General features: G+C 30.5%; 25 protein-coding genes. 5 read left to right on the top strand and 20 right to left on the bottom strand.

Annotation, left to right across the window (positions count from 1 at the left end):
* Positions 1–8: 8 nt before the first annotated feature.
* From clpX to tig, 3 genes are read right to left on the bottom strand one after another with little or no spacing between them, the layout of a single operon-like run.
* Positions 9–1,280, bottom strand: coding sequence for an ATP-dependent Clp protease ATP-binding subunit ClpX (gene clpX, locus BN2409_RS07165; protein WP_053955948.1), 1,272 nt, complete (start codon positions 1,278–1,280; stop codon positions 9–11).
* Between the two features lie 20 nt (positions 1,281–1,300).
* Positions 1,301–1,882 (bottom strand): ATP-dependent Clp endopeptidase proteolytic subunit ClpP, encoded by a 582-nt coding sequence (gene clpP / locus BN2409_RS07160; protein WP_053955947.1) that lies wholly within the window; start codon positions 1,880–1,882, stop codon positions 1,301–1,303.
* A 29-nt stretch (positions 1,883–1,911) separates the two neighbouring features.
* Positions 1,912–3,222 (bottom strand): trigger factor, encoded by a 1,311-nt coding sequence (gene tig, locus BN2409_RS07155; protein WP_330375400.1) that lies wholly within the window; start codon positions 3,220–3,222, stop codon positions 1,912–1,914.
* Positions 3,223–3,581: 359 nt separating this feature from the next.
* Here tig and BN2409_RS07150 point away from each other — a divergent pair, with 359 nt between their 5' ends.
* Positions 3,582–5,132: an ATP-dependent metallopeptidase FtsH/Yme1/Tma family protein gene (locus tag BN2409_RS07150; RefSeq protein WP_053955945.1), complete on the top strand. Its 1,551-nt coding sequence runs from the start codon at positions 3,582–3,584 to the stop codon at positions 5,130–5,132.
* 7 nt (positions 5,133–5,139) lie between these two features.
* Here BN2409_RS07150 and BN2409_RS17635 read toward each other — a convergent pair whose 3' ends face one another.
* The 15 genes from BN2409_RS17635 to BN2409_RS07090 form a co-directional block, all read right to left on the bottom strand.
* Positions 5,140–5,265, bottom strand: coding sequence for a hypothetical protein (locus BN2409_RS17635; protein ID WP_278320194.1), 126 nt, complete (start codon positions 5,263–5,265; stop codon positions 5,140–5,142).
* A gap of 78 nt (positions 5,266–5,343) precedes the next feature.
* Positions 5,344–6,222, bottom strand: coding sequence for a DUF4392 domain-containing protein (locus BN2409_RS07145; RefSeq protein ID WP_053955944.1), 879 nt, complete (start codon positions 6,220–6,222; stop codon positions 5,344–5,346).
* A gap of 76 nt (positions 6,223–6,298) precedes the next feature.
* Positions 6,299–7,213, bottom strand: a complete 915-nt coding sequence (locus tag BN2409_RS07140) for a chemotaxis protein (RefSeq protein WP_053955943.1) — start codon at positions 7,211–7,213, stop codon at positions 6,299–6,301.
* A gap of 286 nt (positions 7,214–7,499) precedes the next feature.
* Positions 7,500–7,670, bottom strand: coding sequence for a hypothetical protein (locus tag BN2409_RS17135; RefSeq protein WP_199872941.1), 171 nt, complete (start codon positions 7,668–7,670; stop codon positions 7,500–7,502).
* Between the two features lie 436 nt (positions 7,671–8,106).
* A complete protein-coding gene (locus BN2409_RS17815) occupies positions 8,107–8,205 on the bottom strand; it encodes a nucleoside-diphosphate kinase (RefSeq protein ID WP_278320207.1) in 99 nt (32 codons plus the stop codon).
* Positions 8,206–8,338: 133 nt separating this feature from the next.
* Complete coding sequence (locus tag BN2409_RS07135) at positions 8,339–9,142, bottom strand: hypothetical protein (RefSeq protein ID WP_053955942.1); 804 nt, start codon at positions 9,140–9,142, stop codon at positions 8,339–8,341.
* A 14-nt stretch (positions 9,143–9,156) separates the two neighbouring features.
* Positions 9,157–9,708: an RNA polymerase sigma factor gene (locus BN2409_RS07130; RefSeq protein ID WP_053955941.1), complete on the bottom strand. Its 552-nt coding sequence runs from the start codon at positions 9,706–9,708 to the stop codon at positions 9,157–9,159.
* Between the two features lie 229 nt (positions 9,709–9,937).
* Positions 9,938–11,674 carry a methyl-accepting chemotaxis protein gene (locus tag BN2409_RS07125; RefSeq protein ID WP_053955940.1) on the bottom strand — a complete coding sequence of 579 codons (1,737 nt, stop codon included), beginning with the start codon at positions 11,672–11,674 and terminating at the stop codon, positions 9,938–9,940.
* A gap of 488 nt (positions 11,675–12,162) precedes the next feature.
* Complete coding sequence (ndk, locus tag BN2409_RS07120) at positions 12,163–12,564, bottom strand: nucleoside-diphosphate kinase (RefSeq protein ID WP_053955939.1); 402 nt, start codon at positions 12,562–12,564, stop codon at positions 12,163–12,165.
* 123 nt (positions 12,565–12,687) lie between these two features.
* The gene (locus tag BN2409_RS07115; RefSeq protein ID WP_053955938.1) at positions 12,688–13,722 is read right to left on the bottom strand and encodes a M42 family metallopeptidase; all 1,035 of its coding nucleotides are present in this window, start codon (positions 13,720–13,722) and stop codon (positions 12,688–12,690) included.
* 21 nt (positions 13,723–13,743) lie between these two features.
* Positions 13,744–14,712 (bottom strand): ABC transporter ATP-binding protein, encoded by a 969-nt coding sequence (locus tag BN2409_RS07110; RefSeq protein ID WP_053955937.1) that lies wholly within the window; start codon positions 14,710–14,712, stop codon positions 13,744–13,746.
* Positions 14,713–14,734: 22 nt separating this feature from the next.
* The gene (locus BN2409_RS07105) at positions 14,735–15,706 is read right to left on the bottom strand and encodes an ABC transporter ATP-binding protein (protein ID WP_053955936.1); all 972 of its coding nucleotides are present in this window, start codon (positions 15,704–15,706) and stop codon (positions 14,735–14,737) included.
* Between the two features lie 12 nt (positions 15,707–15,718).
* The gene (locus BN2409_RS07100) at positions 15,719–16,609 is read right to left on the bottom strand and encodes an ABC transporter permease (protein WP_330375399.1); all 891 of its coding nucleotides are present in this window, start codon (positions 16,607–16,609) and stop codon (positions 15,719–15,721) included.
* A gap of 19 nt (positions 16,610–16,628) precedes the next feature.
* A complete protein-coding gene (gene nikB, locus BN2409_RS07095) occupies positions 16,629–17,558 on the bottom strand; it encodes a nickel ABC transporter permease (protein WP_053955935.1) in 930 nt (309 codons plus the stop codon).
* 81 nt (positions 17,559–17,639) lie between these two features.
* Complete coding sequence (locus BN2409_RS07090; RefSeq protein WP_053955934.1) at positions 17,640–19,184, bottom strand: ABC transporter substrate-binding protein; 1,545 nt, start codon at positions 19,182–19,184, stop codon at positions 17,640–17,642.
* Between the two features lie 661 nt (positions 19,185–19,845).
* On the opposite strand from BN2409_RS07090, the gene BN2409_RS07085 reads away from it, so the two are divergent.
* The 4 genes from BN2409_RS07085 (at position 19,846) to BN2409_RS07070 (ending at position 23,721) form a co-directional block, all read left to right on the top strand.
* The gene (locus BN2409_RS07085) at positions 19,846–20,979 is read left to right on the top strand and encodes a THUMP domain-containing class I SAM-dependent RNA methyltransferase (RefSeq protein ID WP_053955933.1); all 1,134 of its coding nucleotides are present in this window, start codon (positions 19,846–19,848) and stop codon (positions 20,977–20,979) included.
* A gap of 181 nt (positions 20,980–21,160) precedes the next feature.
* Positions 21,161–22,468 carry an amidohydrolase gene (locus tag BN2409_RS07080; RefSeq protein WP_053955932.1) on the top strand — a complete coding sequence of 436 codons (1,308 nt, stop codon included), beginning with the start codon at positions 21,161–21,163 and terminating at the stop codon, positions 22,466–22,468.
* A 15-nt stretch (positions 22,469–22,483) separates the two neighbouring features.
* Positions 22,484–23,275, top strand: coding sequence for a DUF3100 domain-containing protein (locus tag BN2409_RS07075; protein WP_053955931.1), 792 nt, complete (start codon positions 22,484–22,486; stop codon positions 23,273–23,275).
* Positions 23,275–23,721: a hypothetical protein gene (locus BN2409_RS07070; protein ID WP_053955930.1), complete on the top strand. Its 447-nt coding sequence runs from the start codon at positions 23,275–23,277 to the stop codon at positions 23,719–23,721. The genes BN2409_RS07075 and BN2409_RS07070 overlap by 1 nt, the downstream gene beginning before the upstream one ends.
* A 34-nt stretch (positions 23,722–23,755) precedes the next feature.
* Here the strand turns inward: BN2409_RS07070 and BN2409_RS07065 are convergent, their stop codons facing one another.
* Both BN2409_RS07065 and BN2409_RS07060 read right to left on the bottom strand, forming a co-directional pair.
* Positions 23,756–24,835, bottom strand: a complete 1,080-nt coding sequence (locus BN2409_RS07065) for a GerAB/ArcD/ProY family transporter (RefSeq protein WP_053955929.1) — start codon at positions 24,833–24,835, stop codon at positions 23,756–23,758.
* A gap of 168 nt (positions 24,836–25,003) precedes the next feature.
* Positions 25,004–25,984 (bottom strand): copper amine oxidase N-terminal domain-containing protein, encoded by a 981-nt coding sequence (locus BN2409_RS07060; protein ID WP_053955928.1) that lies wholly within the window; start codon positions 25,982–25,984, stop codon positions 25,004–25,006.
* Between the last annotated feature and the right edge of the window lie 55 nt (positions 25,985–26,039).

Raw genomic sequence — 26,039 nt, 5'->3', positions numbered from 1 at the left:
GGTTTTTGTTAAGATGCAGTTTCTTCTGTTTTTTTCTTTGTTCTTTTTTTATTCTCAGAAAGTACTAAAGTAGGTTCTGTTCCATTTTCAACACTATCTTTAGTAATAATACATTTTGTAATATCATTCCTAGATGGAATATCATACATGATATTCATCATAATTCCTTCCATAATACCTCTTAACCCTCTTGCACCGGTTTTTCTTTCAATAGCTTTTTTAGCAATAGATCTTAGTGCTTCTTCATCTACCTCTAATTCCACGCTATCCATTTCAAACAATTTTTTATATTGTTTTACCAAAGCATTTTTAGGTTCATTTAGTATTTGAACTAAGGCTTCTTCATCTAGTTGTTTTAAAGTCACAACTACTGGAAGTCTTCCTACAAATTCTGGAATCAATCCATAATGAAGTAAATCCTCTGGTTGAATTTGATCTAATAAAGCTCCTATATCCTTTTCTTCCTTTCTTTGGATATCTGCGCCGAAACCCATAGCTTTATGACCAGTTCTTTTTTGAATGATTTTTTCTATTCCATCAAATGCTCCACCACAAATAAATAAAACATTTGTAGTATCTATTTGAATAAATTCTTGATGAGGATGTTTTCTTCCTCCTTGAGGAGGTACACTTGCTACTGTTCCTTCTAATATTTTTAAAAGAGCTTGTTGAACTCCTTCTCCACTTACATCTCTAGTAATAGATGGATTATCTGATTTTCTTGCGATCTTATCTATTTCATCAATATAGATAATTCCTTTTTCTGCTCTTTCAATATCATAGTCAGCAGCTTGAATCAATTTTAAAAGAATATTTTCAACATCTTCTCCTACATATCCTGCTTCTGTTAAAGAAGTCGCATCGGCAATAGCAAAAGGAACATTTAATATCTTTGCTAAAGTTTGAGCAAGTAATGTCTTTCCAGATCCTGTAGGTCCAAGCATAAGTATATTACTCTTTTGAAGCTCTACATCATCATTATTTCCTTGATGATTAATTCTTTTATAATGATTATATACTGCTACTGCCAAAGCTTTTTTGGCTTTGTCTTGTCCTACAACATATTGTTCTAGAATATTTCTAATTTCTTGTGGCTTTGGAAGATCAGTAAGATCTAATTCAACATTTTCATCAAACTCTTCTTGAATGATTTCTTGACAAAGTTCAATACATTCATCACAAATATATACACTAGGACCTGCAATAAGTCTTTTTACTTGATCCTGAGATTTTCCACAAAATGAACATTTCAGTTGCTTTTTTTCGTCAAATCTTGACATTATCTCACCTCTCTTTCCTATTATCTAGAAGTGATCACCTTGTCTATTAAACCATACTCGACAGCTTCTTTTGCCTCCATAAAATTATCTCTATCTGTATCTTTTGAAATTTTATCAAGAGGCTGACCAGTTCTCTCACTTAATATTTTATTAATTGTCTCTCTCATCTTAAGAATTCTTTCAGCATGAATTCTAATATCCTCAGCTTGACCGCGAGTTCCACCTAGTGGCTGATGAATCATTATTTCTGCATTAGGAAGAGCAAATCTTTTTCCTTTTGCTCCAGCTGCCAATAAAAATGCACCCATACTTGCAGCCATTCCTATACAAATTGTTGATACATCTGGTTTGATGTATTGCATTGTATCAAAAATTGCCATTCCAGCTGTAATAGATCCTCCAGGACTATTAATATATATCATAATATCCTTATCTGGATCTTCTGCTTCTAAAAATAACAATTGAGCTACAATTAAACTTGCAGTATGATCATTTACTTCATCTCCTAAAAATATTATTCTATCCTTTAATAGTCTAGAATATATATCATAGGATCTTTCTCCTCTGTTTGTTTGTTCTACTACCATTGGAATTAAAGCCATAATCTCAATCCCTCCTAGCTGTAAAAATTTTAAGCAATCTTAGTATTTTCTACTAAGAAATCTACTGTCTTTCTTACCTTGATACCCTCTTTAATATTTTCATAATCAAAAGGTCTTAAAGTTTTTTTGAATTTTTCTAACTCCATTTTATATTGTGTCGCATAATTTTCGATTTCTTTTTCTACCTCTTCATCTGCCACTTCTATATTTTCTATATTTCCAATAGCTTCAAGAGTTAGTTGGGTTTTTACTCTATTGTATGCTTCTTCCTTCATTTGTTGTCGCATATCTTCCATTTTTGTTCCTGTATACTGAAGATATGTATCTAAATTTAATCCTTGATATTGAAGTTGGTAATTAAATTCATTGATCATATCATCAATACCATTCTCTACCATTATTTCTGGAATATCTATTTGTGCATTTTGTGCCACTTTTTCTATTGCTGCATTTCTAAAATCTTGTTCTTCTCTCTTTTTTGCAGCTTCTTCTTGTTTCTTTTTCATATCTTCTTTTAGTGCTTCTAATGTATCATGTTCACTTACATCTTTTGCAAATTCATCATCTACTTTAGGAAGTTCTTTTTCCTTTACTTCATGTATAGTTACTTTAAATACAGCTTCTTTTCCTGCTAAATCTGGTGCATGATACTTTTCTGGGAAAGTAACTTTTACATCTACTTCAGATCCTTTTTGTGCTCCAACTAATTGTTCTTCAAATCCTGGTATAAATTGTCCTGATCCAATTACCAAAGTTTGATTTTGAGCAGTACCACCTTCAAATTGTTCCTCTCCTACAAAACCTGCATAATCAATAATTACTGTATCTTTTTCTTGTATAGGTCTTTCTACAGAAATCAATCTTGAATTTCTTTCTCTTAAACTTTCAATTTCTTTTTCTACATCCTCATCAGTAACATTATACTCTTTTTTCTCTACTTCTATACCTTTGTACTCTCCAAGAGTTACTTCAGGTTTTACAGTAACTGTAACAGTAAATTCTACATCTTTACCTTTTTCAATATCTTCTACATCTAAAGATGGACGATCTACTGGTTCTAATTTATGCTCTGTAATTGCTTCCTCATATGCTTTAGGAAACACATGATTAATTGCTTCTTCATAAAATACTTCTACTCCGTATTGAACCTCTATAATTTTTCTAGGCGCCTTACCTTTTCTAAATCCTGGAATATTGAAGTTTTTTCTCATTTTTGTATACGCACTTTGTATTCCTGCCTCAAAATCTTGAGCACTTACTTGAATTTTTAAAGTTATTTCATTATTTTCTTTTTTTACAACAGTTGAACTCATTCCTTTTTTTCCTCCTCTATCAATCATTATTCTTTTGGTATTCTCTACCCTTCATAACCTTTATATTATAACATAAAATTCATGTGTCAACTATTTTTTTAGAGTGTTCACCTACTTCTATGTTATGGGCTAATTATTTCCTCAGTATTAAGAATCTATTCATATTGGAAAGACCAATGGATATCCATTGGTCTTTAATTTATTTTTATTATACCATTCTCCTTTAAAATGTAAACCTTATCCAATATTTTTATAGGAATTTTTTTAAAAAAATTTACATTTAAGAAGGTATTATCTATAACGTTGTAGAATATAATGAATTGAACGAGATATTTTTTAAATATTCTGAATATTTATTTAAATAGGTTCATAAAGGAGGAACCTCTATGAAAAAAAAAGTTTTCAATATCATTCTTTGTTTAAATCTATTGTATTCTTTTATAGGAATTTTTTTATTACGCAGCGGGAAAACCTTTTTTCTCTTTAAAAATGATAAAATCATTGTATTTTCCATTACTGTAGGTTTGCTTCAACTACTTTATATGTATGGAAAAAATAGTAAGTCAAAAGCTTATGCTCATGCTCCACAGCCCCATGAAGAAAAAGAAAAATCAAAAATAAAATCATCTGTAACATTAAAAGACATTGCAGGACTTGAAGAAGTAAAGGAAGAATTCATGGAAATCATTGATTTTATAAAATATGCACAAGACTATAAAAGCATGGGTGCCCACATTCCAAAAGGATTTCTTTTATATGGGCCTCCCGGTACTGGGAAAACGCTTTTAGCCTCTGCATTAGCTTCAGAAACAGATGCAAATTTTTTATTAGCTAGTGGCTCTGAATTTATGGAAAAGTATGTAGGCGTAGGAGCTAGAAGAATACGAGATTTATTTCAAAGGGCAAAAGAATCTTCTCCATCTATTATATTTATTGATGAAATTGATGCCATAGGCTCAAAACGTGTAGAAGAAGGTCAATCAGAATGTAATCAAACCTTAAATCAACTTCTTACAGAGATGGATGGTTTTAAAAGTGAGGACGAAAATATCGTTGTTGTTATAGGCGCTACCAATAGAATAGATATTTTGGATCCTGCTCTTTTAAGACCTGGTAGATTTGACAAACATATATATATAGGTAACCCCAATAAGATGGCAAGGGAACAAATATTAAACGTCCATACAAGAAACAAACCTTTATCAGAAGCAGTTAATCTTTCTTCTATTGCTTCTAAGACTCATGGTCTATCAGGTGCCTATATTGCAAATATTGTCAATGAAGCTGCTATATTAGCTGTAAAACATAAACGACAACAAATCTTACAAGAAGATTTTCAAAATGCAATTGAAAAAGTCGTTGCAGGACTCAAAATTCAAAATCCTACTGTAAATATAAAAGAGAAAAGGATTGTCTCCTTTCACGAAGCAGGTCATGCTTTAGTAGGCAGTATTTTTAAGCTTTACAATATTGAAAAGATATCTATTGTTCCTACCCATCAATCTTTAGGATATGTACTCAGTACTTCTTCAGAAGACCAATTTCTTTATTCTAAGGAAGATCTTATTCAAAAAATTAAAATTCTTCTTGCTGGAAGAGCTGCAGAGGAAATTATATTTCATCAAATTACAACTGGAGCAAAAGATGATTTAAATAAAGCTACAGATATTGTACTTTCAATGGTATGTGAATATGGTATGAGTGATCTTGGAAATAGAACTTTTAATGAAAAAATGCTTTATGGAAATATGACAGAAATTAATAAAGAAATACAAAAAATAATTCATGAAGCCTATAAAAATACTCTAAATCTGCTTTCTGAAAATAAAGACTGTCTTACATGTATTGCTGAAAAATTATTTGAACAAGAAATTTTATCTGGAGAAGATTTAAAAAATATTATACAAAAAAACAAGCTAAGAATCTATGATTCTTAGCTTATATTTAATGTAAATAAATATCTTCCTTATTTTTTTCTTTATAATTCCATTCTACCTCATCTCCAACATCTTGAAGGAGTTTAAGAATTTTTTCTAATATTTCAATTGTTCTTTTATCTAATTTTTCCATCCTCCATCCCTCCTCATATATTTATTTCGACAATGATTCTTAAATTCCTACATAAATCATTCGACAAACTAAAAAATTTTATTTTTTTGTAAAAGTTAATTGTACAACCCTATGTAAATGATTTAGAATATCTGTATTTTCTTTCAAACTCAACCCATCTACTGTTAATGTATTTTCTTTCGTACATCCATCTATTCCACCAGCTTCTATGATGCCTTCTAATATCCTTCTTTCCATATTTTCATCATACAAAAGATTTTTTCCTGCTAATATAGACAAAACTGCTACAAGACCATGTGCTCCCCAATTAGATACTCCAGCTGTAATAAGATAGTCTGCATCAAAGACTGCGCAAATTAATTCTCCTTTTGGGACATGCTTTTTCACTAATTCATAAGCTTTTCCCATTCCTATTTCATTTCCTCCATCTCCTATACATATAGTAGTTATATTATTTTTTTTAGCATTTTCAAAAAGAACATCCCCATTTGGAATTTCATTTGTAAGGTCTTCTCCTCTCATAGAATAATATTTTCCATTTTTTGATTTTCCTGGCCTTTCGATTCCCACAATATGAGAGGGATTATATTTTCTTAACAAATCATCACAAAATAGTTCTTCTGCTCCATATGGAATCACTTCAACACCAATATTCACTTTCCTTGCTTTACATGCTTTACGAATCAATTGTTCTGAATAGATATCTGTTACGATTACTACATCTTTTCCTAATTCTTTAAGTGCTGCTCCTAATGCTACTGCTCCTATAGGACCATCTGTTTCTCCTTTTTGAGTACCTTTTATTAAAAATCCTGTTATAATTAAGACTCTTTTACTTATAAAAAGTTCCTTTGCTCCTTTTTCAAGTTCCCCAAATAAAGTTATTTTTTCCATATGTCTTTTTTCTAGATTCTTCTTTATTATATTTTCTATTTCATAGAAATATTCTTGATACATGTTTATATCCTCCTTCCCTTTTAACACAAAGACCTAGTACATATTTATACTAGGTCTTATGCTATATAGTCATTATTTATTTTTTATTCCAAGTACAATTATCAATTACTTTGACTAAACTATCTATATCCGGCTTGCTCATTTGCGCATCTGCCCCTACTGACTCACCCTTATGGTGAAGATCTTCCGTAATTAAAGAAGAAAAGATAATAACAGGAAGTTCATTTAATATATAATCTTCCTTTATTTTTCTTGTCAAAGTGTGTCCATCCATTTGAGGCATTTCAATATCAGTAATTAAAGCATCTACATATTTTATAAATTCTTTTCCGTATTTTTGAGATAGAATTTTTAAATGCTCTAGTACTTGCTCTCCATCATTAAAAAAAGTAAGATTTGTATATCCTGCCTTAGCAAGTACATCTTGTAACATAGATCGAATCATAGTAGAATCATCTGCTAATATAAGTCTTGCTTGAGATCTTTTTTCATTTGGCGTAATATTTTGAATCGGTTTTTCATAATTTCCATAGGATGATCTCATATCCATAATAATTTTTTCAAAATCTAATAACATCAATATCTTATCATCCATCACAATATTTCCAATCACTAATGAATTGTCTAAAATATCATCTGGTTTTTCAAGTTTATTCCAGCCTATACGATGAATGCCTAGTACTTTATCTACTAAAAAAGCAACTTGTGTTTTATTAAACTCACATAATAGAGCCATTTTGTTTGTCTGTTGATCTATTTTCTTTTTTTCTAATACATATTTTAAATCTACTAAAGTAATGGTCTTTCCTCTCACTAATGTAACCCCAGCAATTGAAGGATTTGTATTAGGAATATTAGTAATATTTTTCACTTCAAAAATTTCTTTTGTTTTAATTACATTAATTGCATAATGTTTATCTTCTACTACAAACTCTAATACCTCTACTTCTCCAGTTCCACTTTCTAATAAAATTCCTTTGTTTTCTTTCATTATTTTTCCTCCCTCAGCAAGACCCATATGTATACAAACAGACAAAGTTATTTTCTTTTTTTATAATTACCCAATTTTTCTTTATATAATCTTATCATTTTTTTGATAAAAATGTAGTAAGAATATTATAATTTTTATACTTTTTTTTATATATGCTCATGAAAATAATCATGTTTCTTGATTTATTATTTCTTTTCATAATATGTATAAAGTCATACCAATAGCCATTTATTTTAAAATAATAGTAAAAAACCTTCTTTGTTTTAAACAAAGAAGGTTTTTATTATTATTTTGTCAACTCTTTAAATAAAATTCTTTGAAGTTGAGATTTATTTCTTGCACATTTATCAATAAATATATCTTTATAAACCTCATCTGCTTTTCTATTTCCTGTAATTACACTAAAATTTTCTCCTGGATTTAATAAATTTAAAAATGGAAATTTTTTTGTTATCATTTTCTATTCCTCCTTAAAATTAAAATTCTTTTTTTTACTCAATAAGAAATTTAATTTCTGGCCGGAGGTTCTGGAAAGTGGCCATAAGATACAAATCTTTTGAGTCGAATAGAATTATCATTAAATATATTATTTAGTGGGAAAAATACAAATTTTTTATTTCGCATCATCATGACCTCCTTTCATAAATTCTCTTCTTTTATATTTATTTCCTGATCACAATTTTATTATATCACTTTTTAATTTTTTTTCAAGCATTTTTAACCATATTTCAAAATATTTTTCCAATATCAAAGAATAAAAAGGTTTTCCTTTTTAATACTTTAATTTACTCGAATATTGTCCCATATGCTCGATTTGATTAGGAAAACATTTTACTTTTGTAAAAATACACAAGAAAGAATGTCCTTATTTTCATTTACATTCCTTTTTTTATCTATGAAAACCATATAAAAATTTCTCTTTCTAAAGATTCTTTAGAATCAGAAGCATGAACAATATTTTGTGTAGTACGATTTGCAAAATCTCCTCTAATATCTCCTAAAAATCTAAGAACTTTACTGATTAATATTATATTTGTAATAAAGAGCTTGTTTAGGACTCAAAATATAATAGTCTTAAACAAGCTCAAAATAAATCTTCAAATATATTATAATCCTAAGAAATTCTTATTTCCCCATTTGATATTTAATAATATCTTTTACTGCCTGTTCCATAACATTATAAGAAATGTTGTTGCCTAGATCGTCTAAGTTGTAGGATATTCCTTCGTATTCCCACACAAACTTATGCATGGTTTTGATCTTAGTGGGATGCTGAGTTAAATCCTGTATCCAATGGCCATCAGCATCCTGTACCATAGGATATTCTGGAAGAGGATCTTCAAAATAATATACCTTTGCACCTTCAACATTGAGTTCTTTCTTGTTGTCACCAGATGTTTTAGCATAACCCATCATCCAATCTTCATTAGTCATGGATAGAACAAGCACGCTATCTTTATTACGATAAAACAATGAATGGGAATTTCCTGACGCATCACCAGAGATTACTTCCTCTGAAGTATAATTCTTCGCAATGGTATTCGGCGCCTTATACTTAAAGCCCAGATCTTTATCCTCCAACACCTTAATCTTTGGTCCTTGTTCTACTTTAGCTTCAATTTGTTTGGTTTGATACATACCGTCTTCTCCTTTGACGACAACATAAATTTTACGGATGCTTTCCTGTGCCCAAGCTCTGACTGAGGGATTAAAAGTACATAACAATGCTAACATCAAAGCAGCACAGCAGACGGACGCAATGGGTCGTCTCATTTTATAATAATATCGTTTCATCATCTCTTTATTTCCTTCCTTTCTTGATAATCTTTCTTTAATTAAATGAAACCCTCCCGTTTTGGGATGAACATCTTCTACTCTTTTGAACAAAACTTCCCTAATTTTCGAATTTAACATTTCATCATTCTTCAAACTCGACACCCCTTTCAAATATATTCTCTACCTGAAAATTCCGAAGGCTGCTTCTTCAACTCTTTGGCCAGTACTTTTCTGCTGTTGAAAAGTCTTGATTTTACTGTTCCCTGAAAGCAACCCATGATCCGGGCGATCTCCTTGATGGGTAGGTCGTTGTAATAATAAAGTATTACTGTCGTTCTCATGGGTAGACTTAATCTATTGATTGCATTGATGAGGTCATTACTTCCAATATCTTCAAAATAGTCATGAGGATCTTTTATGCTCCTTTCATAGGCTTCCAACTGTTTATGAGAGAACTTTTTTTCATTGTATAACATCCTCCAGCTGTTTCTAACCAATATTTTGTAAAACCAACCCTTAAAGGCCTCCGGAGTACGAAGCTTGTTTATATCACGAAAACACTCATAGAAGGTTTCTTGAAGAATGTCTTGTGCCAGATCATATCTGTTTACAATGGAAAAAATAGTTCGGAGAGCTTTGGTGGAGCAGGTTTCATATAGTTCTTCAAAAGCGGACATGTCACCCTCTTTGCAGCGAGTAATTAAATTCATATCAACCATTGTGTTGTAACTCCTTTCATTTGGTGCACCATATATAAAGTGGAGTTTTTTATCAAAAAGGTTCATTTTTCTCTTAAATTATTTTTAAAAAAAGAGCCTTGTTAGGCTCTAGAATAATTTTTGAGTAAATTTTAAAATATTGGATTATTCTTTATTGGATTCTTGACTATTAAATAGAGTTTTTCCATCATTTCCAAAAAATTTTATGCTAGGCACTAAATATATTTTATTATATTTTAAAATTCTTCACCATACTATTTAGTTGTTCAGATAAGTCAACTAATAAACTAGTATCCTTTGTCACTTCTTCTATACAACTATTTTGCTGCTGTGCTGAGGCTGCAGTTTCTTCAATACTAGCAGAATTTTCTTCTGCAACAGTTGCTATTTGTTCAATTGATGTACCAATTTCATTACTATGAGATAATAATGATTCTAAGTCATTTGACATGGTTTCAATTTTTTTAACCATTTGAGCCACTCTATCATTTATGTTTTTAAAAGTCGTTCCTGTATTTTCAATTTTCTCAGTTCCTTCTTCTACTTCTTTATATCCTGCTTCAAGTGATTGGGTCATAACATGAGTTTCGTTTTGAATTCCATTTACAATATCAATGATTTCAGTTAGTGAAGCAGCAACTTGTTCCGCTAAATTTTTAATTTCTTGTGATACTACTGCAAAGCCTTTGCCAGCTTCACCAGCTCGTGCAGCTTCAATAGCAGCATTCAATGCCAAAAGATTGGTCTGGTCAGCTATTTGCTGAATAACTTCCACAAGTGTGGAAATTTCTTTGGATTTTTTATTCAAGCCTTTTGCTTTTCCAACTGAATTTTTAACTAAATTATAAATAATATTCATTTGATGAACCGAGTTTTCCATTTGATCATTTCCCTGATTCGCCATGTCTAATACTTCATTTGAAGATTTTTCAAGTTCCATTCCACTTTTATTTAAGTGATCAATTAAATTCGTAAGATCTCTAGTAGAATGATCCACTCTATTGAAAGAAGTGGCTTGTTCTTCAGATGCTGCCGCCATTTCCTGCATTGTTAAAGCAATTTGTTCACTTGACAGTGTTACTTCATTAGCAGCTTGAGTAATTTTTTTACTTTGATCATTTACTTTATTAGATATTCCAAGAATTTCATTAATCATGTTTTTTAACTGATCTACCATAGAATTCATTGCGTTAGATAATTGTCCAATTTCATTATTAGAGTTAAAATCAAGATGTACTGTAAAATCTCCTTTTGAGATTTGCTTAATATTTGCAACGATTCTATTTAAAGGTTTAAGTGTAGTTTTTAATAAAAATACTATAACTATAATACTTAATAACATAAGTACGCCAGTAATTGAGATAAGCTTAATCAAAAATGATGAGATATAACTGCGAAACGTTTCAACATTAACATCACATCCAACTATACCTACAGTATGCCCATTTGAATCCTTAATGGGTGCAAAAGCTGATATTAAATAACCATATTCATCAGAATCATATATTTTTGTATAAACATCTGTTCCTGTTTGTAAAGCAATACCCGCTTCTTCAGGATAATATTCTTTTGTTTCAATTGCTCCTAATTCAGAGAATGAATCACCTCCAACCTCATCACTTCCATCAATAATATACTTATAATTTTCATGATCTGCTTCAACTATTGTATAAAGAAATGTAACCCCTGCATTCTTTTTGATAGATAACATTTGTTTTCTTATATTTTCATAATAAGGGTTAGATGAATCAATGGTTTTAGATAGATTTTCAAATTTTTCTCCATCTATAGTAAGCGCAACAGATTGTGCAATCCCAAGTGCTTTTTCACCTAGCAATTGTTCACCCAGTAAGTTTATAGAACGATTCCCTATGTAACTAGATATAATTCCAATAATTAAAATTAAGACACAAACTATAATAATAATTTTAGTTTGAAGCAAAAACTCTTTTCTTTTTTTTCTCATATTAATTTTTCAAACCTCCTTTATTTTTTGATAGAACCTCTTTTTATAAAATAAAAAACAGCATGTTTTTTATTATCGTTATATATTTAACTGTTATTGAATTTTTAAACGAATCATTTTATTTTCAAATTATATTGTTAAATTCCTTATGGTATATATGTGATTAAATATATTTCAACATAATTCGACATTTTTCTCAATACTCCTGCTTCTATTTTATAGAAATTTCAAAATAGGGAGAATATCTATATTTTTTATAAAGGGATATTACTTCTTAATCGTGATATAATCTGATTTTTGTTGCATCATTAAAAGGACTAAATCCTGTACAATACAGGATTTAGTCCTCAAAAGTAGCCTTATGGAAGTTTGTATAAATTTTTGTAGTCAATTCATTTTGGGGGTTTTCTGAATTTGAGCAAATGCAGTATCAAGTCTCTTATGAATGCTAGATACTATCTATAAATGATTTTTCATCTCAATCTTTTTTATCTAGAAAACCATATAAAAATTTCTCTTTCTGAAGATTCTTTAGAGTCAGAAGCATGAACAATATTTTGTGTAGTACTATTTGCAAAATCTCCTCTAATAGTTCCTATGTCTGCATCTACTGGATTCGTCTTTCCATGAATTTTTCTTACGATTTGTATCGCATTCTCTCCTTCTAAAATCATGACCAAAATTTTGCCACTCATCATATAAGTTAATAATTCTTCATAAAAGTCTTTTCCTTTATGTTCATCATAATGCTTTTGAAGAATTTCTCTATCTGCTTGAACCATTTTGCAATCTATTATTTTAAGTCCTTTTCTTTCATATCTCTTAATAATTTCTCCTATTAAGCCGCGCTTTACTCCATCAGGCTTTATAATCACTAAAGTTTTCTCCATTTTATTCCTCCTTCTATTTATAGGATTGAAAGTATATCTAATTTTTATTATGATACCCATTTAAAATGAAAGAATTTCGTTGGCGCCATGAGCAGTGACCATAGGAACATGCGAATTTTTTCCCTATTCTGTCACATATTTTACTAATAATTTTACAGTTTCTTCTATACCTTTTATATGAGTTCTTTCATAATGATGAGTTGCATCTACTCCAGGTCCTACACATGCAAAATTTGCATCAAACCCTTGAATCATAGCAAGACTCGCATCAGATCCATATCTAAAATGCACATCTACTGTATAATCAATATGATTGTCTTTACAAAGATCTACTAGTTTTTTTCTAAATCCAAAATCATATGGAGTACGGCTATCTCTTGCACAAATGGTAACTCTTCTTTCATCTGATTGTTGGGTAGCTCCTACGATTCCAATATCTAATGCCAATACTTCTTTTGTTTTTTCTGGCAAATAGGATATTCCATGTCCAAGCTCTTCATAATTGGTCATATATAAATGAATCGTATATTTAGGTTTGATTTTGTTGTCTTTTAAATATTTTACCAATCCAAATACTGCTGCTACACAAGCTTTGTCATCTAAAAATCTAGATTTAATAAATCCATTTTCTGTAATTTGAGTTCTTGGTTGGAAAAATACAAAATCTCCTACATTGATTCCTAAATTTAATGTATCTTCTTTTGTTTTTACAAATTCATCAATTCTTACTTCTATATTATCATCTGTTCTCATGATTTCTTTTACTTCATCTGAATAAGCATGAAGTGATGCTTTCTCTGGTAAAATCGTTCCTGTAAACTCTTCTCCATTCATAGTTTTTATAATTACATTTTCTCCTTCAACAGAAGGCCATGCCACGCCTCCAATGGCTAAAAGCTTTAATCTTCCATTTGGCTTAATTTCTCTTACAATAGCACCTAGAGTATCTATATGGGCTGCAATGACCTTTTGATTTTCATCATCTTCTCCTTCAATAGTTGCGATTAGTGCTTTTTTATTGGTCATTTTTGTTGAAATCCCAAATTTGTCAAATTCATCTTTTAAATAATTAATTCCTTCTTCTGTATATCCAGCTGGACTGTGAATAGAAAGTACATCCTTCATCACATCTATTGTATATTTCATATCAATATTCATAACATTTCCTCCTATATTCATTTATCTTAAATTTTTAGCAAAATGACAAGCCACAAATCTACCTGGCTCTATCTCTTTTAAATCTGGTGTTTCCTTCATGCATATATCCTTTTTATACATACATCTTCCACAGAATCTACACCCTGCTGGAGGATCAATAGGACTTGGAACATCTCCTTGTAGAATAATTCTTTCTCTTTTTATATCTACCTTTGGTATAGGTATAGCAGATAATAAAGCTTGTGTATATGGATGTAATGGGTCTTTAAAAATAGATTGATAATCTGAAAGCTCTACAATCTTTCCTAAATACATAACAGCAATCCTATCACTTACATGCTTTACTACACTTAAATTATGAGCAATAAAAAGATATGTAAGGCCAAGCTCTCTTTGAAGGTTTTTCATAAGATTTAGTATTTGAGCTTGAATACAAACATCTAACGCAGATACAGGCTCATCTTGTACAATAAAATCAGGACTCAGTGCCAATGCTCTTGCAATCCCTACCCTTTGTCTTCTTCCTCCATCTAATTCATGAGGATAAGCATTGATTAATCTTTCTGATAATCCAACAATCTCCATAAGCTCTACAATTCTTTTATTCATATCTATTTTATTTTTATATACTTTATTGACATGAAGTGGTTCTGCAATAATTTCTGATACTGTAAATCTTGGATTTAGGCAAGAGTATGGATCTTGAAATACAATTTGTGCATTTTTTCTAAACTCTTTCATCTGAGATGAATTAAATTTTAAAACATTCTCTCCTTTGTATAGTACTTCTCCGCTTGTAGCTTGTAATAATCTTATTAATAATCTTCCAGTTGTAGATTTCCCACATCCAGATTCACCTACTAATCCTAAAGTTTCTCCTTTGTTAATAAAAAAGCTTACATCATCTACAGCATGTAACATTCCTTTTTTCGTTTTAAAATGCTTTTTTAAGTGATTTACTTCTATTAATTTTTCTCCTATATTTGCCATAGATCATCCCCTCCCTCATGAATTATTTTTCGTATAAAAAGCACGAAACAAAATGTCCTGGCTCTACCTCTATCATGTCTGGTTTACACTTACTGCACTGATCCATAGCTTTATTACATCTTGGATGAAAAGTACATCCGGATGGAAGATTCGTAGGATCTGGCGGCAATCCCTTAATCACATTGAGTTCATATTGTTCTTCCTCTAAATCTGGAATAGAATCAAACAAACCTAATGTATATGGATGTAGGGGATGATTGTATAATGTTTTTTTGTCTGTATACTCTACAATATTTCCTGCATACATAATAGCCACTTGATCACATATTTCCGCTACAACACCCAAATCATGAGTAATAAGAATCATAGATGTATTGTACTCTTCCTTTAATTCCTTCATAAGCTCTAATACTTGTGCTTGTATAGTAACATCTAACGCCGTAGTGGGTTCATCTGCAATAATTAAAGAAGGATTACATGCAAGGGCAATGGCAATAACTACTCTCTGTTTCATTCCTCCGCTAAATTGATGAGGGTAATCATGCATTCTTTCTCTTCGAATTCCTACTTTTTCAAGCATATCTCCTGCTTTTTTCATTGCTTCTTTTTTGCTGATATTTTCATGAAGCTCAATCATTTCTGCAATTTGATCTCCAACAGAAAGTACAGGATTTAAAGAAGTCATAGGATCTTGGAAAATCATTGCAATTTTTTCTCCTAATATATTTCTCATTTCATCAGAACTTTTCTTTAGTAAATCTTCTCCTTCAAAAAATATTTCTCCATTTACAATCTTTCCTGGAGGATTGGGTACAAGCTGCATAATTCCCAATGCAGTAGTGGTCTTTCCAGCTCCTGTCTCTCCTACAAAACCTAATGTCTCTCCTTTATTTAAATAAAGATTTAAATTTTCAACAGCTCTTACTATTCCGTTATCTGTTTTATAATGGATCGTTAAATTTTTTATATCTAATAATTTATCTTTCGTGCTCATCTTCCCACACTCCTAATTTTTAAGCTTTGGATCCAATGCATCCCTTAAACCATCTCCTAAGAAATTCAGCGCCAATATAGTAATCATAATAGCAAGTCCTGGAAATAAAGTCATATAAGAACAATCTCTTATGTATCCTCTTCCTCCTGATAGCATAGCTCCCCATTCTGGTATAGGAGGTTTAATTCCTAGACCTATAAAGCTAAGTCCTGCAGCAGTTAATATAGCAAAAGCAACTCCTAATGTAGCTTGTACAATAATAGGTGCTAAGCAATTAGGTAAAATATGCTTAAATATAATAGTTGCATCACTCGCTCCAACAGATCGAGCAGCTTCTATATATTCTTGTTCTCTAATAGAAAGTACTGATGCTCTAACCAATCTTGCATATTGAGGAATAGAAGAAATTCCTACAGCAATCATAAGATTGAAAAGTCCTGGCCCTAATGAAGCTGCAATAGCAATGGCTAAAAGGATTTGAGGAATAGATAATAAAATATCCATACATCTCATAATCAAATTATCAGTTACTCCTCCATAATAACCAGCTATAGCTCCTAAAATTCCTCCTAATATAACTGAAATACTTACTGCAATAAAGCCTACCTCTAGAGATATTCTTGAACCATATACTACTCTACTAAATATATCCCTTCCAAATTCATCTGTACCAAATAAATGATCTTGTGATGGGCTTTGAAAATTATTTTTAAGGTTTTGATCGTCATACTCATAAGGAGCAATAAAATCAGCAAATATGGCTGTTAAAATCAATATACAGACAATACACAGTCCAAGCATTGCCATATGACTTTTTCTAAGTCTTCTTATTGTTTCTGAAAAATTACTTTTTCTTTTTTGTTTGACTATTGTTTCTTTTTTTTCTAATGTTTTAGTACTCAAAAAAATTCTCCTCCTTTCATCATCTATATTGAGCTTTAATTCTTGGATCAATATATGCATACAATAAATCTACTAATAAGTTTACAATACTAAAGGCAACAGCAATAAACAAAACTCCACCTTGAACCATTGGATAATCTCTCATTTTTATAGACTCAACCATCAACCTTCCTACACCAGGAATGGAGAAAATTACTTCTGTCAATACTGCTCCTCCTAGTAATATTCCAAATTGTATTCCTGCAATTGTAATAACTGGAATAAGCGCATTTCTTAAAGCATGCTTTAAGACTACTTTGCTTTCCTTTTGTCCTTTTGCTCTTGCAGTTTTTATATAATCTTGTCTGATTACCTCAAGCATACTTGAACGTGTCATACGAGTAATAATTGCAATAGATTGAGCTCCTAGTGTAATTGCTGGTAAAATCATATGTTTTAAACTGTAAAATCCAGAAGACGGAAGCCATCCAAGCTGTACAGAGAAAAATAATATCAGTAGTAATCCAAGCCAAAATACAGGCATAGAAATTCCAATAAGGGCAAATACCATCACTACAGAATCAAATATAGAATATTGTTTAATAGCAGATATAATTCCAAAAGGAATCCCTATAATAAGTGCTATAAGCATTGACAAAGATGCAAGCTTTAAAGTTGTAGGAAATACATTAAAAAGCTCTTCTGCTACTGGTCTATGGGTAATATAAGACCTCCCTATATCTTGTTTGACTACTCCATTATATACATATCGTCCAAATTGGACTAAAAAAGGGTCATTAATTCCCATTTCTTCCCTTAATTGATCTACTGCTTCTTGAGAAGCTTGCTCCCCTAAAGCCATCCTAGCAGGATCTCCTGGTGTAATATAAAGTAATGTAAACACCATAAAAGCAACCCCTATCAATACAGGAATAAGAAACAATACCCTCCTTGTAATATACTTTAGCATTCAAAATCCTCCTTATAAAACAAACTTTTATACATATCAGTAGATAAGAGCATAGTTTCCTATGCTCTCACTTAAAAAAATCTATTTTTGACTACCAAATTGAACATTATAAAGGGCATGATATCCATATTCACTTGGAGCAAATCCTGTGATTCCTTTTCTTACTCCTACTACTTGCTCTCCATTATTAATCACTACCCATGGAGCTTTTTCTCTAAGTAATTTTTGAACATCATAATATACTTTTTCTCTTTCAGGAGAGTCCTCTAACAATCTTCCTTTTTCAAGTAACTCATCTATTTGTGGGTCTCCAAAGAAAGCAAAATTATTTTTTCCCTTCATCGTTGAATGGAAAGGAGCATATATAGCCATATCTGGATCTGGTGTTTGACAAGTCCATCCAACTACTACAATATCATGTTGTTTATTTTTTAATCCTTCTAACAATGCACCCCATTCTAATACTTTTATTTCTACATCAATTCCTATTTCTTTTAATTGACTTTGCATAATCGTTGCAATATCTATTCTTTCTTTTTTGTCATTTGTCCAAATCACTGTTTTAAATCCTTTTTCAAATCCTGCTTCTTTTAATAATTGTTTTGCTTTTTCTACATTATAATCAGGTTTTCCTAATTCTTTATTAAAATATTTTACATTTGGTGCCACAGTTCCTGTAGCAATTCCTCCTACTCCTCTGAATACAGATTTTACAATAGATTCTGTATCTAGAGCATAATTAATAGCTTGACGAACTTTTTCATTATTAAATGGAGCTTTTTCACAATTCATTCCAAGGTATGTAGTTGAATTATCTATTTTTCTTAATATTTCTAAATCAGGATTTTCCTCTACTCTGCTTACATCGTTAGCAGTAATATCATAAGCTATATCTACTGCTCCACTTTCAAGCTCTATGGTTCTATTGGTAGCTTCTGGAATAGCTCTTAATACCATTTCCTCAAATGCTGGTCTTTCTCCATAATAATCATCATTTCTTTTTAAAACAATTTTATCTCCCTTTGCCCAGCTTTCAAATTTAAATGGACCTGTTCCTACTGGGTTCATTCCATAATTGTTTCCAGCTTCTTTTACTGCTTTTTCATTTAAGATACATCCTCCACCTACATGAGCTAAAGATGTTAAAAATGGTGTAGATGGTTTTTTTGTTTGAATCACAATCGTATAGTCATCTATGATTTCTATTCCATTAGGATCAATTTCTCCTACTATATGCTCTACTGCTGCACCTTCATTCATTGCTCTTTCAAAAGTAAACTTTACATCACTGGCTTTTAACTCTTCACCATTATGAAATTTTACTCCTTTTTTTAAGTAAAATTTATAAGTCTTATCATCTATTTTTTCAAATTTTTCTGCAAGTTGTGGTACTACTTCATTTTTGTCATTTAATGTAACTAAATTTTCATAAATTTGTTTCATTGCATTAGATGAAGCCATATCATTTGTTGCATGTGGGTCTAAAGATTTTGCATCATAAGCTGTAGCAACTACTAAATTGTTCTTTTTTTCCCCTGCTGTTTCACTAGTAGAATTCCCACATCCCACAAGACTTCCTACTACTAGTGACATCATCAGCACTAAAGATACTGCTTTTTTTAACATTTTTGTTCCTCCCTTATTGATTTTAACAAAATTACCTTTTTCATTTTAAAAAGGAAAATTTTGTTTGAATTATTTAGATTAATATTCGACAACTTTTTTCTTTCTCCTTCTTATTTTTCAAAAATATTGCATATTTATTTATAAATTGATATTTTACATAACCATACTAATATAAAATATCGTTTTCCTATCATTGAAAACACTGTATTTAAGAATTTATTTATATTTTATATACAATTGATTAATTTTATTTTTATTCATTATTGTTAATAAAGATAATTCGCGTACCAAAGACATATTCCATATTTTGTATCTTTTTATTTTTTGATATTAAGCATATTTTTAAAAAATAATTTATTCTTTATCTTATTTTTTGTGATTATTCCTTTGGTTCAATCCAATATTTTCTAAATCCAGTTATTTACTTTATATTTTTCTATTATTTAAAAATATATTTTATATAAGTTCAGTTGTATTTTATACAAGGACACTTTTTTGCGTTTTTTAAAATATATTCATCATTTTTAATTTTTATAAAATTATATTGAATATATAAATTTATTTTTATTAAAAATATGATTGATTTACAAAACATTTTTTATATTATTTAAATAATTTGTTATAATAACCTAGAAACAAATTCATATTTTAGGAGGATTCTATGAAACAAATTGAACTCATCGCCACTTCTACCTTTGGACTTGAAGCTGTAGTCAAAAGAGAAGTTTTACATTTAGGATTTGAAGATATTCAAGTAGAAGATGCAAAAATTACTTTCAAAGGAGATTTATCTAGTATTCCAAAAGCAAATTTATGGCTTAGAAGTGCAGATCGAATACTCCTTAAACTAGGAGATTTTAAAGCATTGTCTTTTGAAGAATTATTTGAAAAAACAAAAGCTCTTCCTTGGGATGAGTGGATTCCTCAAGACGGCAAATTTACAGTAACAGGAAAATCTGTAAAGTCAAAATTATTTAGTGTTCCTGATTGCCAATCTATAGTTAAAAAAGCAGTAGTAGAAAAATTAAAATCTAAATATCATATAGATTGGTTTGAAGAAACAGGACCAGAATACACCATACAAGTATCTATTCTAAAAGATATTGCCACATTAACTATAGATACAAGCGGTACTGCTTTACATAAAAGAGGATATAGAGTAGAAAGTGTAAAAGCTCCTATCAAAGAAACTTTAGCTGCTGCCATGATTATGCTAAGCTTTTGGAATAAAGATAGAATTTTAGTAGATCCTTTTTGTGGTTCTGGAACTATTCCTATCGAAGCTGCTATGATTGGAAAGAATATTGCCCCAGGGCTCAATAGAAGCTTTGTATCCGAAGATTGGCCTATTTTGAGTAAAGATTTATGGAAAGAAGAAAGAATAAAAGCTTTAAAATCTATTGATCAAGATGTATCCCTTAAAATATATGCATCAGATATTAGTCCCAAAGCAATTGATGCTGCAAAAGAAAATGCTTTTGAAGCAGGTGTGGACGATTGTATTCATTTTGAAACAAAAGATTTTGTAAGATTTCACAGTCCTAAAGAATATGGAGTCATTTTATGTAATCCTCCATATGGAGAAAGACTCAACGAAATCCCAGAAGTAGAAAAAATGTATAAAGAAATGGGCAGAGTGTTTAACAAAGTTCCAACCTGGTCAAAATATATTCTTACTTCTTATGAAAATTTTGAAAAGCTCTATGGTAAAAAAGCTGATAAAAAAAGAAAATTATATAACGGAAGAATTAAAGTAGACTATTATCAATATTATGGTCCCAAACCAAGCCTATAGGGAGTATCTCCTCTATAGGCTTTATCCATATATATATCTTTTTTCGACAATTTTATTGAATTTATTTCATGTATATACTAGAATAACATTTAAAGCTTATCTATTTTTTCCATTACACAAGAGAGGAGGGTCCTTTATACCTAACAACAAATAAATTTTACAAATATACGGGGTGATAAAAATGAATATTGAAGAAATAAAAAAAGTAGTTTGTGATGCCATTGATGAACATAAAAATGATATTATTGATTTTGCCAAAAAGCTAGAATCATGTCCAGAGCTTGGATATAAGGAATTTGAGACTTCAGAAAATACTAAAAAAATATTTGATACTCTACAGATTCCTTACGAAGATCATCTAGGAATTACAGGAATAAAAGCAAAACTAAAAGATTCATGGGAAGGACCAAATATTGCAATTCTAGGAGAATTAGATGCTGTATTTTGCCCTGAAAGTAAAATGGCAAATCCACTTACTCATGCAGCCCATGCTTGTGGCCATAATCTTCAAATGGCTGCTATGATCGGAAGTGCCTTTGGTTTGAAAAAATCAGGAGTAAGCGAACAGCTTTATGGAAATGTAACTTTTCTGGCTGTACCTGCAGAGGAATTTATTGATCTTGCTTATAGAGAAAAGCTTCGCCAAGAAAATAAAATACGCTTCTTTGGAGGAAAACAAGAGCTTATCTACAATGGTGCCTTTGATGATGTGGATATGGCTATGATGATGCATTCAGAAAAAAATTCTCCAGAAGCTAAAATTTCTATAGGAAATACAAGTAACGGATTTGTTGCAAAATCTATTCAATATTTGGGAAAAACAGCTCATGCTGCTGAAGCTCCTCATGATGGTATCAATGCTTTAAATGCTGCTATGATTGGTCTTACAAGTATACATGCTCTTCGTGAAACCTTCATAGATACCGATCATGTTCGGGTTCATCCTATCATTACAAAGGGTGGAGATTCTGTCAATAGCGTTCCAGCTGATGTACGAATGGAGACTTATGTCCGAGCTAAAAGTATGAAAGCTATAGAAAATGCGAATACAAAAGTAGATAACGCTCTAAAAGCAGGTGGCTTGGCTACTGGTGCACAAACAATTATTAAAACAGTAGGTGCTTATTTACCTTTAAATTGTTCTGAAAAATTAAATAAATTATTTGCTAAAAATGCAGAAAAACTACTTTCAAAAGATCAAATCCACGATGCTGGCCATTTTGGAGCATCTACAGATATGGGAGATCTATCTCATCTTATTCCAACTATTCATCCTTTTGTAGGAGGAGTAGATGGTGCATTACATACAGAAGGTTTTCATACAGTTGATTATGATGCAGCTTGCATTATACCTGCTAAATTATTCGCTATGACTATTATCGATCTTCTTGGAAATAAAGGTTATTTTTCAAAGGAAATTATAAATAATTTTAAACCTCTCCTTACAAAAGAAGAATATATTCAAATGATGGAAAATTATCTAAAATAAATCGGAGGAATGTATATGAAAAATTGGAAAGTTCATATTATAGCTCTTATTCTTGTAATTATATCTGAACTAATTGGAATATTTAAATTTTCCTTTGGTCCTGGAACAATTGTACTCCTTCCTATGCTTTATGCTTTGATCATTGGAATTTTTATGGGTCCTAAATTCTTAAAAGCTGTAAACGAAAAAGATATGAAAGATGCAGGTAGTTTAATTACCGTAACTTTACTACTCCTTATGGCTCGATATGGCACTTTAATCGGTCCAAGTCTACCTAAAATTATTTCTGCAGGACCAGCTTTAATACTCCAAGAGTTGGGAAATGTAGGAACTGTTTTACTTGGCATTCCTTTAGCGGTATTCTTAGGATTAAAAAGAGAAGCAATTGGAGCTGCTCATTCTATTGCACGTGAACCAAATGTAGCTTTAATTTCAGATGTATATGGAATGGATGGTCCCGAAGGACAAGGGGTTATGGGAGTATATATCAGTGGCACTGTATTTGGAACTGTATTCTTTGGTGTTCTAGCAAGCTTTTGTGCCGCATACCTTCCTCTTCATCCCTATGCATTAGCTATGGCGTCTGGAGTGGGAAGTGCTAGTATGATGACAGCAAGTGTAGGCTCTTTGTCTGCTATGTATCCTCATATGCAAGAAACCTTAGCTGCTTTTGGTGCAGCAAGCAATATGCTCTCAGGTCTAGATGGATTATATATGTCTTTATGGTTAGCCTTACCTATTTCTGAGCGTTTATATTCTTTTTGCTATCAATTAAAATATGGTAAAAACACAGAGGAGGCAAAATAATGAATTTTAAAAACACTTTATTCGTACTACTAATTATCAGCATTCTTTCTCTAGTAAGTAATTTTATTGGCTATCATACAAGTATTATAGAATCTATCCCAGGTATGATGATTCTAGTTCTAATTTGTCTAGCTGGTGTAGCTTTATCTAAAATTATTCCTATAAAAATACCTAGTGTTGCATACATTGTATTAATCGGTTGCATGGCAACTTTTCCTAATTTTCCATTTGCTTTAAAAATATCATCTATGGTAGAAAAAGTGAATTTTTTATCTTTAACAACAGCCATTCTTGCTTATACAGGAATTTCTATTGGAAAAGATTTAGATGCTTTTGCAAAATCAAGCTGGAAGATAATTATTTTATCTTGTTTTGTTTTTATAGGAACATATATTTCTTCTGCTATCATTGCTCAGATTATTTTAAAACTTACCAATCAAATTTAATTATATATACTATAAAAGCCTATAAAGGAATCCTTTATAGGCTTAACTTATTTTTGATCTCAGCTACAATCAATACTATTACTGGTAGAATCACTTGTATTGGAAAAAAATAATATGGCCATATTTCTATATTAAATTCAAAATAATGTATGGCACTATCGTATTGAAAATAAGATAAGTTTATAATCAGTAAAACAACGGGAGTTGCTAAAAAGCGATAATCTGTCAATTCAAATACTTTCATAATCCCTTTAGATGTACATAATATCAATATACTTACTTTTACAAATATACCTAAAACAAATATAGCTCCAATGATTACTTCTAATCTTTGTAATACATTTCCTATATCAATTCTTGTCATAGTAGTATACGTTGGATAATAGTTTGTTGTAATTTCATTGATTCCAATAACTAAAATATTCACTAGAGAAATCCCAAGAGTAAATAAAGTCAATATTCCTAAACCTGTAAAATAGACTTTATAAGAAGATTTTTTTTCTTTAAAATTTGAAAAAGCTATCATAAATACTGCTATTTGAAGATATAAATCAGCTACACTTAAAACTCCTTTCAATAAAAAATTATTTTTTTCATTCAAAATAGGAAGTATATTATTGATTTTAAATTCAGGAATCAATAGAAATATTATAATAATAGTCATACAAATATTCACAATTAAAAACAGTTCTGACCATCTTCCTAATACCTCAATTCCTTCTTTCACACCCCAGCAACATAAAATACTCAAAAATATCACCAACACAATTCTAGGAGTTTCAGAAAGACTAACCACTTCAATAAAAGTTCCCAAATTAAACAAAACATCTGAAGCCCAAAAATATGTGTACCAAATTAATATAACAATGATTCCTTTTCCAATCCACTTCCCAAAACAGATTTGTATAATATCTAATAAATCTTTATTGGGATAAAGATACTGTATTCTTGCAAATACAATCATCATAGGTATAACCAAAAAACTTGCCAATAAAATAGCTATCCATATATCTCTTTTAGCATCTACTCCCGTAGTAAAAATAGAAAAAGATCCGCATAAGGATATAGCAATAATAGATATGGCTTGTTTATTGGACAAAACCTCTTTTCTCATCCAATGTTCCTCCTAGTTGTATTTATAAATTATTATTTGATATTTCTTTACAAATATACTAAGAGAGATTTTTAATACATCCAAATTTTATTTATTCTCTATTTAAATAGAATCATTTCATCCTACAAATAAATGATAAAGGCACTCCTAAATGAGTGCCTTTATCATTTATATTATATTTGAAGACTCCTCTACTGTTTTATCTTCCATAATGATCTCTGTATTAGATTCTTCATCATTTATTTGTTGCTCTTCTTGAATTTGTTGCTCTTCTTGATCAGATTCCTCTATGATCTGTTCATTATCTTGATCTGTTAACTGATCTTCATTCGTAGTTTCTTCTTCATTACTTATTTCTGTAGTTTCTTCTTCATCATCAATCTCTATCGTTTGATTTTCTTCATCCCAATTTACTTTAAGTCCCATTTTCTCTACGATAAATCTTAACGGAACTACAGTTCTACCATTCATTGTCTCCGGGGACACATCTAACTGAACTTCTTCACCATTTATGTAAGCTACATTACTACCTATTTGAATCTTCATTTCCATATCATCTTTCACAATAGTAACTACTTTGTCTTCTGCATTCCAACTTACTTGTGCGCCAAAAGCTTGTGTCAATGCTCTAACTGGAATCAATGTTCTTCCTTCTTTGATAACAGGTGGTGTATCAAATTTTATGTTCATACGTTTTGATATGATATTCTCAACAGGTATTGTCTTAATTCCTGGATAGGCCAATTTCATTTCATTTACTGTTTCTTGTAACTTTGTAAGTTCTTCCTGTGAATAAGCTTTTTTAGCTGCTTCTTTTAATTCTTTAATAGACTTTTTTAATTCTTTTTTTATCTTCTTATCTTCTTTGATTGATTTTGTTTTTTCATTATTTACTTGATTTTGTTCAATAGATTCGTTTTTCACTTTTTTAGTAGTTTTATCTTGTTTTTTATCTGGTTTCTCTGGTTTATCTGGTTTATCTTTTTTTTCTGTCTTATTACTTTCGCCTTTTTTACTTACATTCTCAGTTTTAGTTGACGTACCACTCTTAGATCCACCTTTTTTCGTTCCTGCTAATGAATTTATAGGACTTGCAAAAACTAATGTACATACTAATAACATAGCTACATAACCTTTTGTTCTTCTCATTAAATTTCCCCCTTACTTTTTATTTTCGACATTTTTCTTGTTTTTTCGACTTTGT

Origin of the sequence: Inediibacterium massiliense, from assembly GCF_001282725.1 — a bacterium.
Classification (GTDB): domain Bacteria; phylum Bacillota; class Clostridia; order Peptostreptococcales; family Thermotaleaceae; genus Anaerophilus; species Anaerophilus massiliensis.
Note: the sequence above shows the minus strand (reverse complement) of the source record. Positions and strands in the feature narration are given on the sequence as shown.

Coding starts and splice junctions, on each gene's coding strand:
- clpX (WP_053955948.1), bottom strand. CDS start 1,280: ATGTCAAGATTTGACGAAAAAAAGCAACTGAAATGTTCATTTTGTGGA.
- clpP (WP_053955947.1), bottom strand. CDS start 1,882: ATGGCTTTAATTCCAATGGTAGTAGAACAAACAAACAGAGGAGAAAGA.
- tig (WP_330375400.1), bottom strand. CDS start 3,222: ATGATTGATAGAGGAGGAAAAAAAGGAATGAGTTCAACTGTTGTAAAA.
- BN2409_RS07150 (WP_053955945.1), top strand. CDS start 3,582: ATGAAAAAAAAAGTTTTCAATATCATTCTTTGTTTAAATCTATTGTAT.
- BN2409_RS17635 (WP_278320194.1), bottom strand. CDS start 5,265: ATGGAAAAATTAGATAAAAGAACAATTGAAATATTAGAAAAAATTCTT.
- BN2409_RS07145 (WP_053955944.1), bottom strand. CDS start 6,222: ATGTATCAAGAATATTTCTATGAAATAGAAAATATAATAAAGAAGAAT.
- BN2409_RS07140 (WP_053955943.1), bottom strand. CDS start 7,213: ATGAAAGAAAACAAAGGAATTTTATTAGAAAGTGGAACTGGAGAAGTA.
- BN2409_RS17135 (WP_199872941.1), bottom strand. CDS start 7,670: ATGATAACAAAAAAATTTCCATTTTTAAATTTATTAAATCCAGGAGAA.
- BN2409_RS07130 (WP_053955941.1), bottom strand. CDS start 9,708: ATGGTTGATATGAATTTAATTACTCGCTGCAAAGAGGGTGACATGTCC.
- BN2409_RS07125 (WP_053955940.1), bottom strand. CDS start 11,674: ATGAGAAAAAAAAGAAAAGAGTTTTTGCTTCAAACTAAAATTATTATT.
- ndk (WP_053955939.1), bottom strand. CDS start 12,564: ATGGAGAAAACTTTAGTGATTATAAAGCCTGATGGAGTAAAGCGCGGC.
- BN2409_RS07115 (WP_053955938.1), bottom strand. CDS start 13,722: ATGAATATTGATATGAAATATACAATAGATGTGATGAAGGATGTACTT.
- BN2409_RS07110 (WP_053955937.1), bottom strand. CDS start 14,712: ATGGCAAATATAGGAGAAAAATTAATAGAAGTAAATCACTTAAAAAAG.
- BN2409_RS07105 (WP_053955936.1), bottom strand. CDS start 15,706: ATGAGCACGAAAGATAAATTATTAGATATAAAAAATTTAACGATCCAT.
- nikB (WP_053955935.1), bottom strand. CDS start 17,558: ATGCTAAAGTATATTACAAGGAGGGTATTGTTTCTTATTCCTGTATTG.
- BN2409_RS07090 (WP_053955934.1), bottom strand. CDS start 19,184: ATGTTAAAAAAAGCAGTATCTTTAGTGCTGATGATGTCACTAGTAGTA.
- BN2409_RS07085 (WP_053955933.1), top strand. CDS start 19,846: ATGAAACAAATTGAACTCATCGCCACTTCTACCTTTGGACTTGAAGCT.
- BN2409_RS07080 (WP_053955932.1), top strand. CDS start 21,161: ATGAATATTGAAGAAATAAAAAAAGTAGTTTGTGATGCCATTGATGAA.
- BN2409_RS07075 (WP_053955931.1), top strand. CDS start 22,484: ATGAAAAATTGGAAAGTTCATATTATAGCTCTTATTCTTGTAATTATA.
- BN2409_RS07070 (WP_053955930.1), top strand. CDS start 23,275: ATGAATTTTAAAAACACTTTATTCGTACTACTAATTATCAGCATTCTT.
- BN2409_RS07065 (WP_053955929.1), bottom strand. CDS start 24,835: ATGAGAAAAGAGGTTTTGTCCAATAAACAAGCCATATCTATTATTGCT.
- BN2409_RS07060 (WP_053955928.1), bottom strand. CDS start 25,984: ATGAGAAGAACAAAAGGTTATGTAGCTATGTTATTAGTATGTACATTA.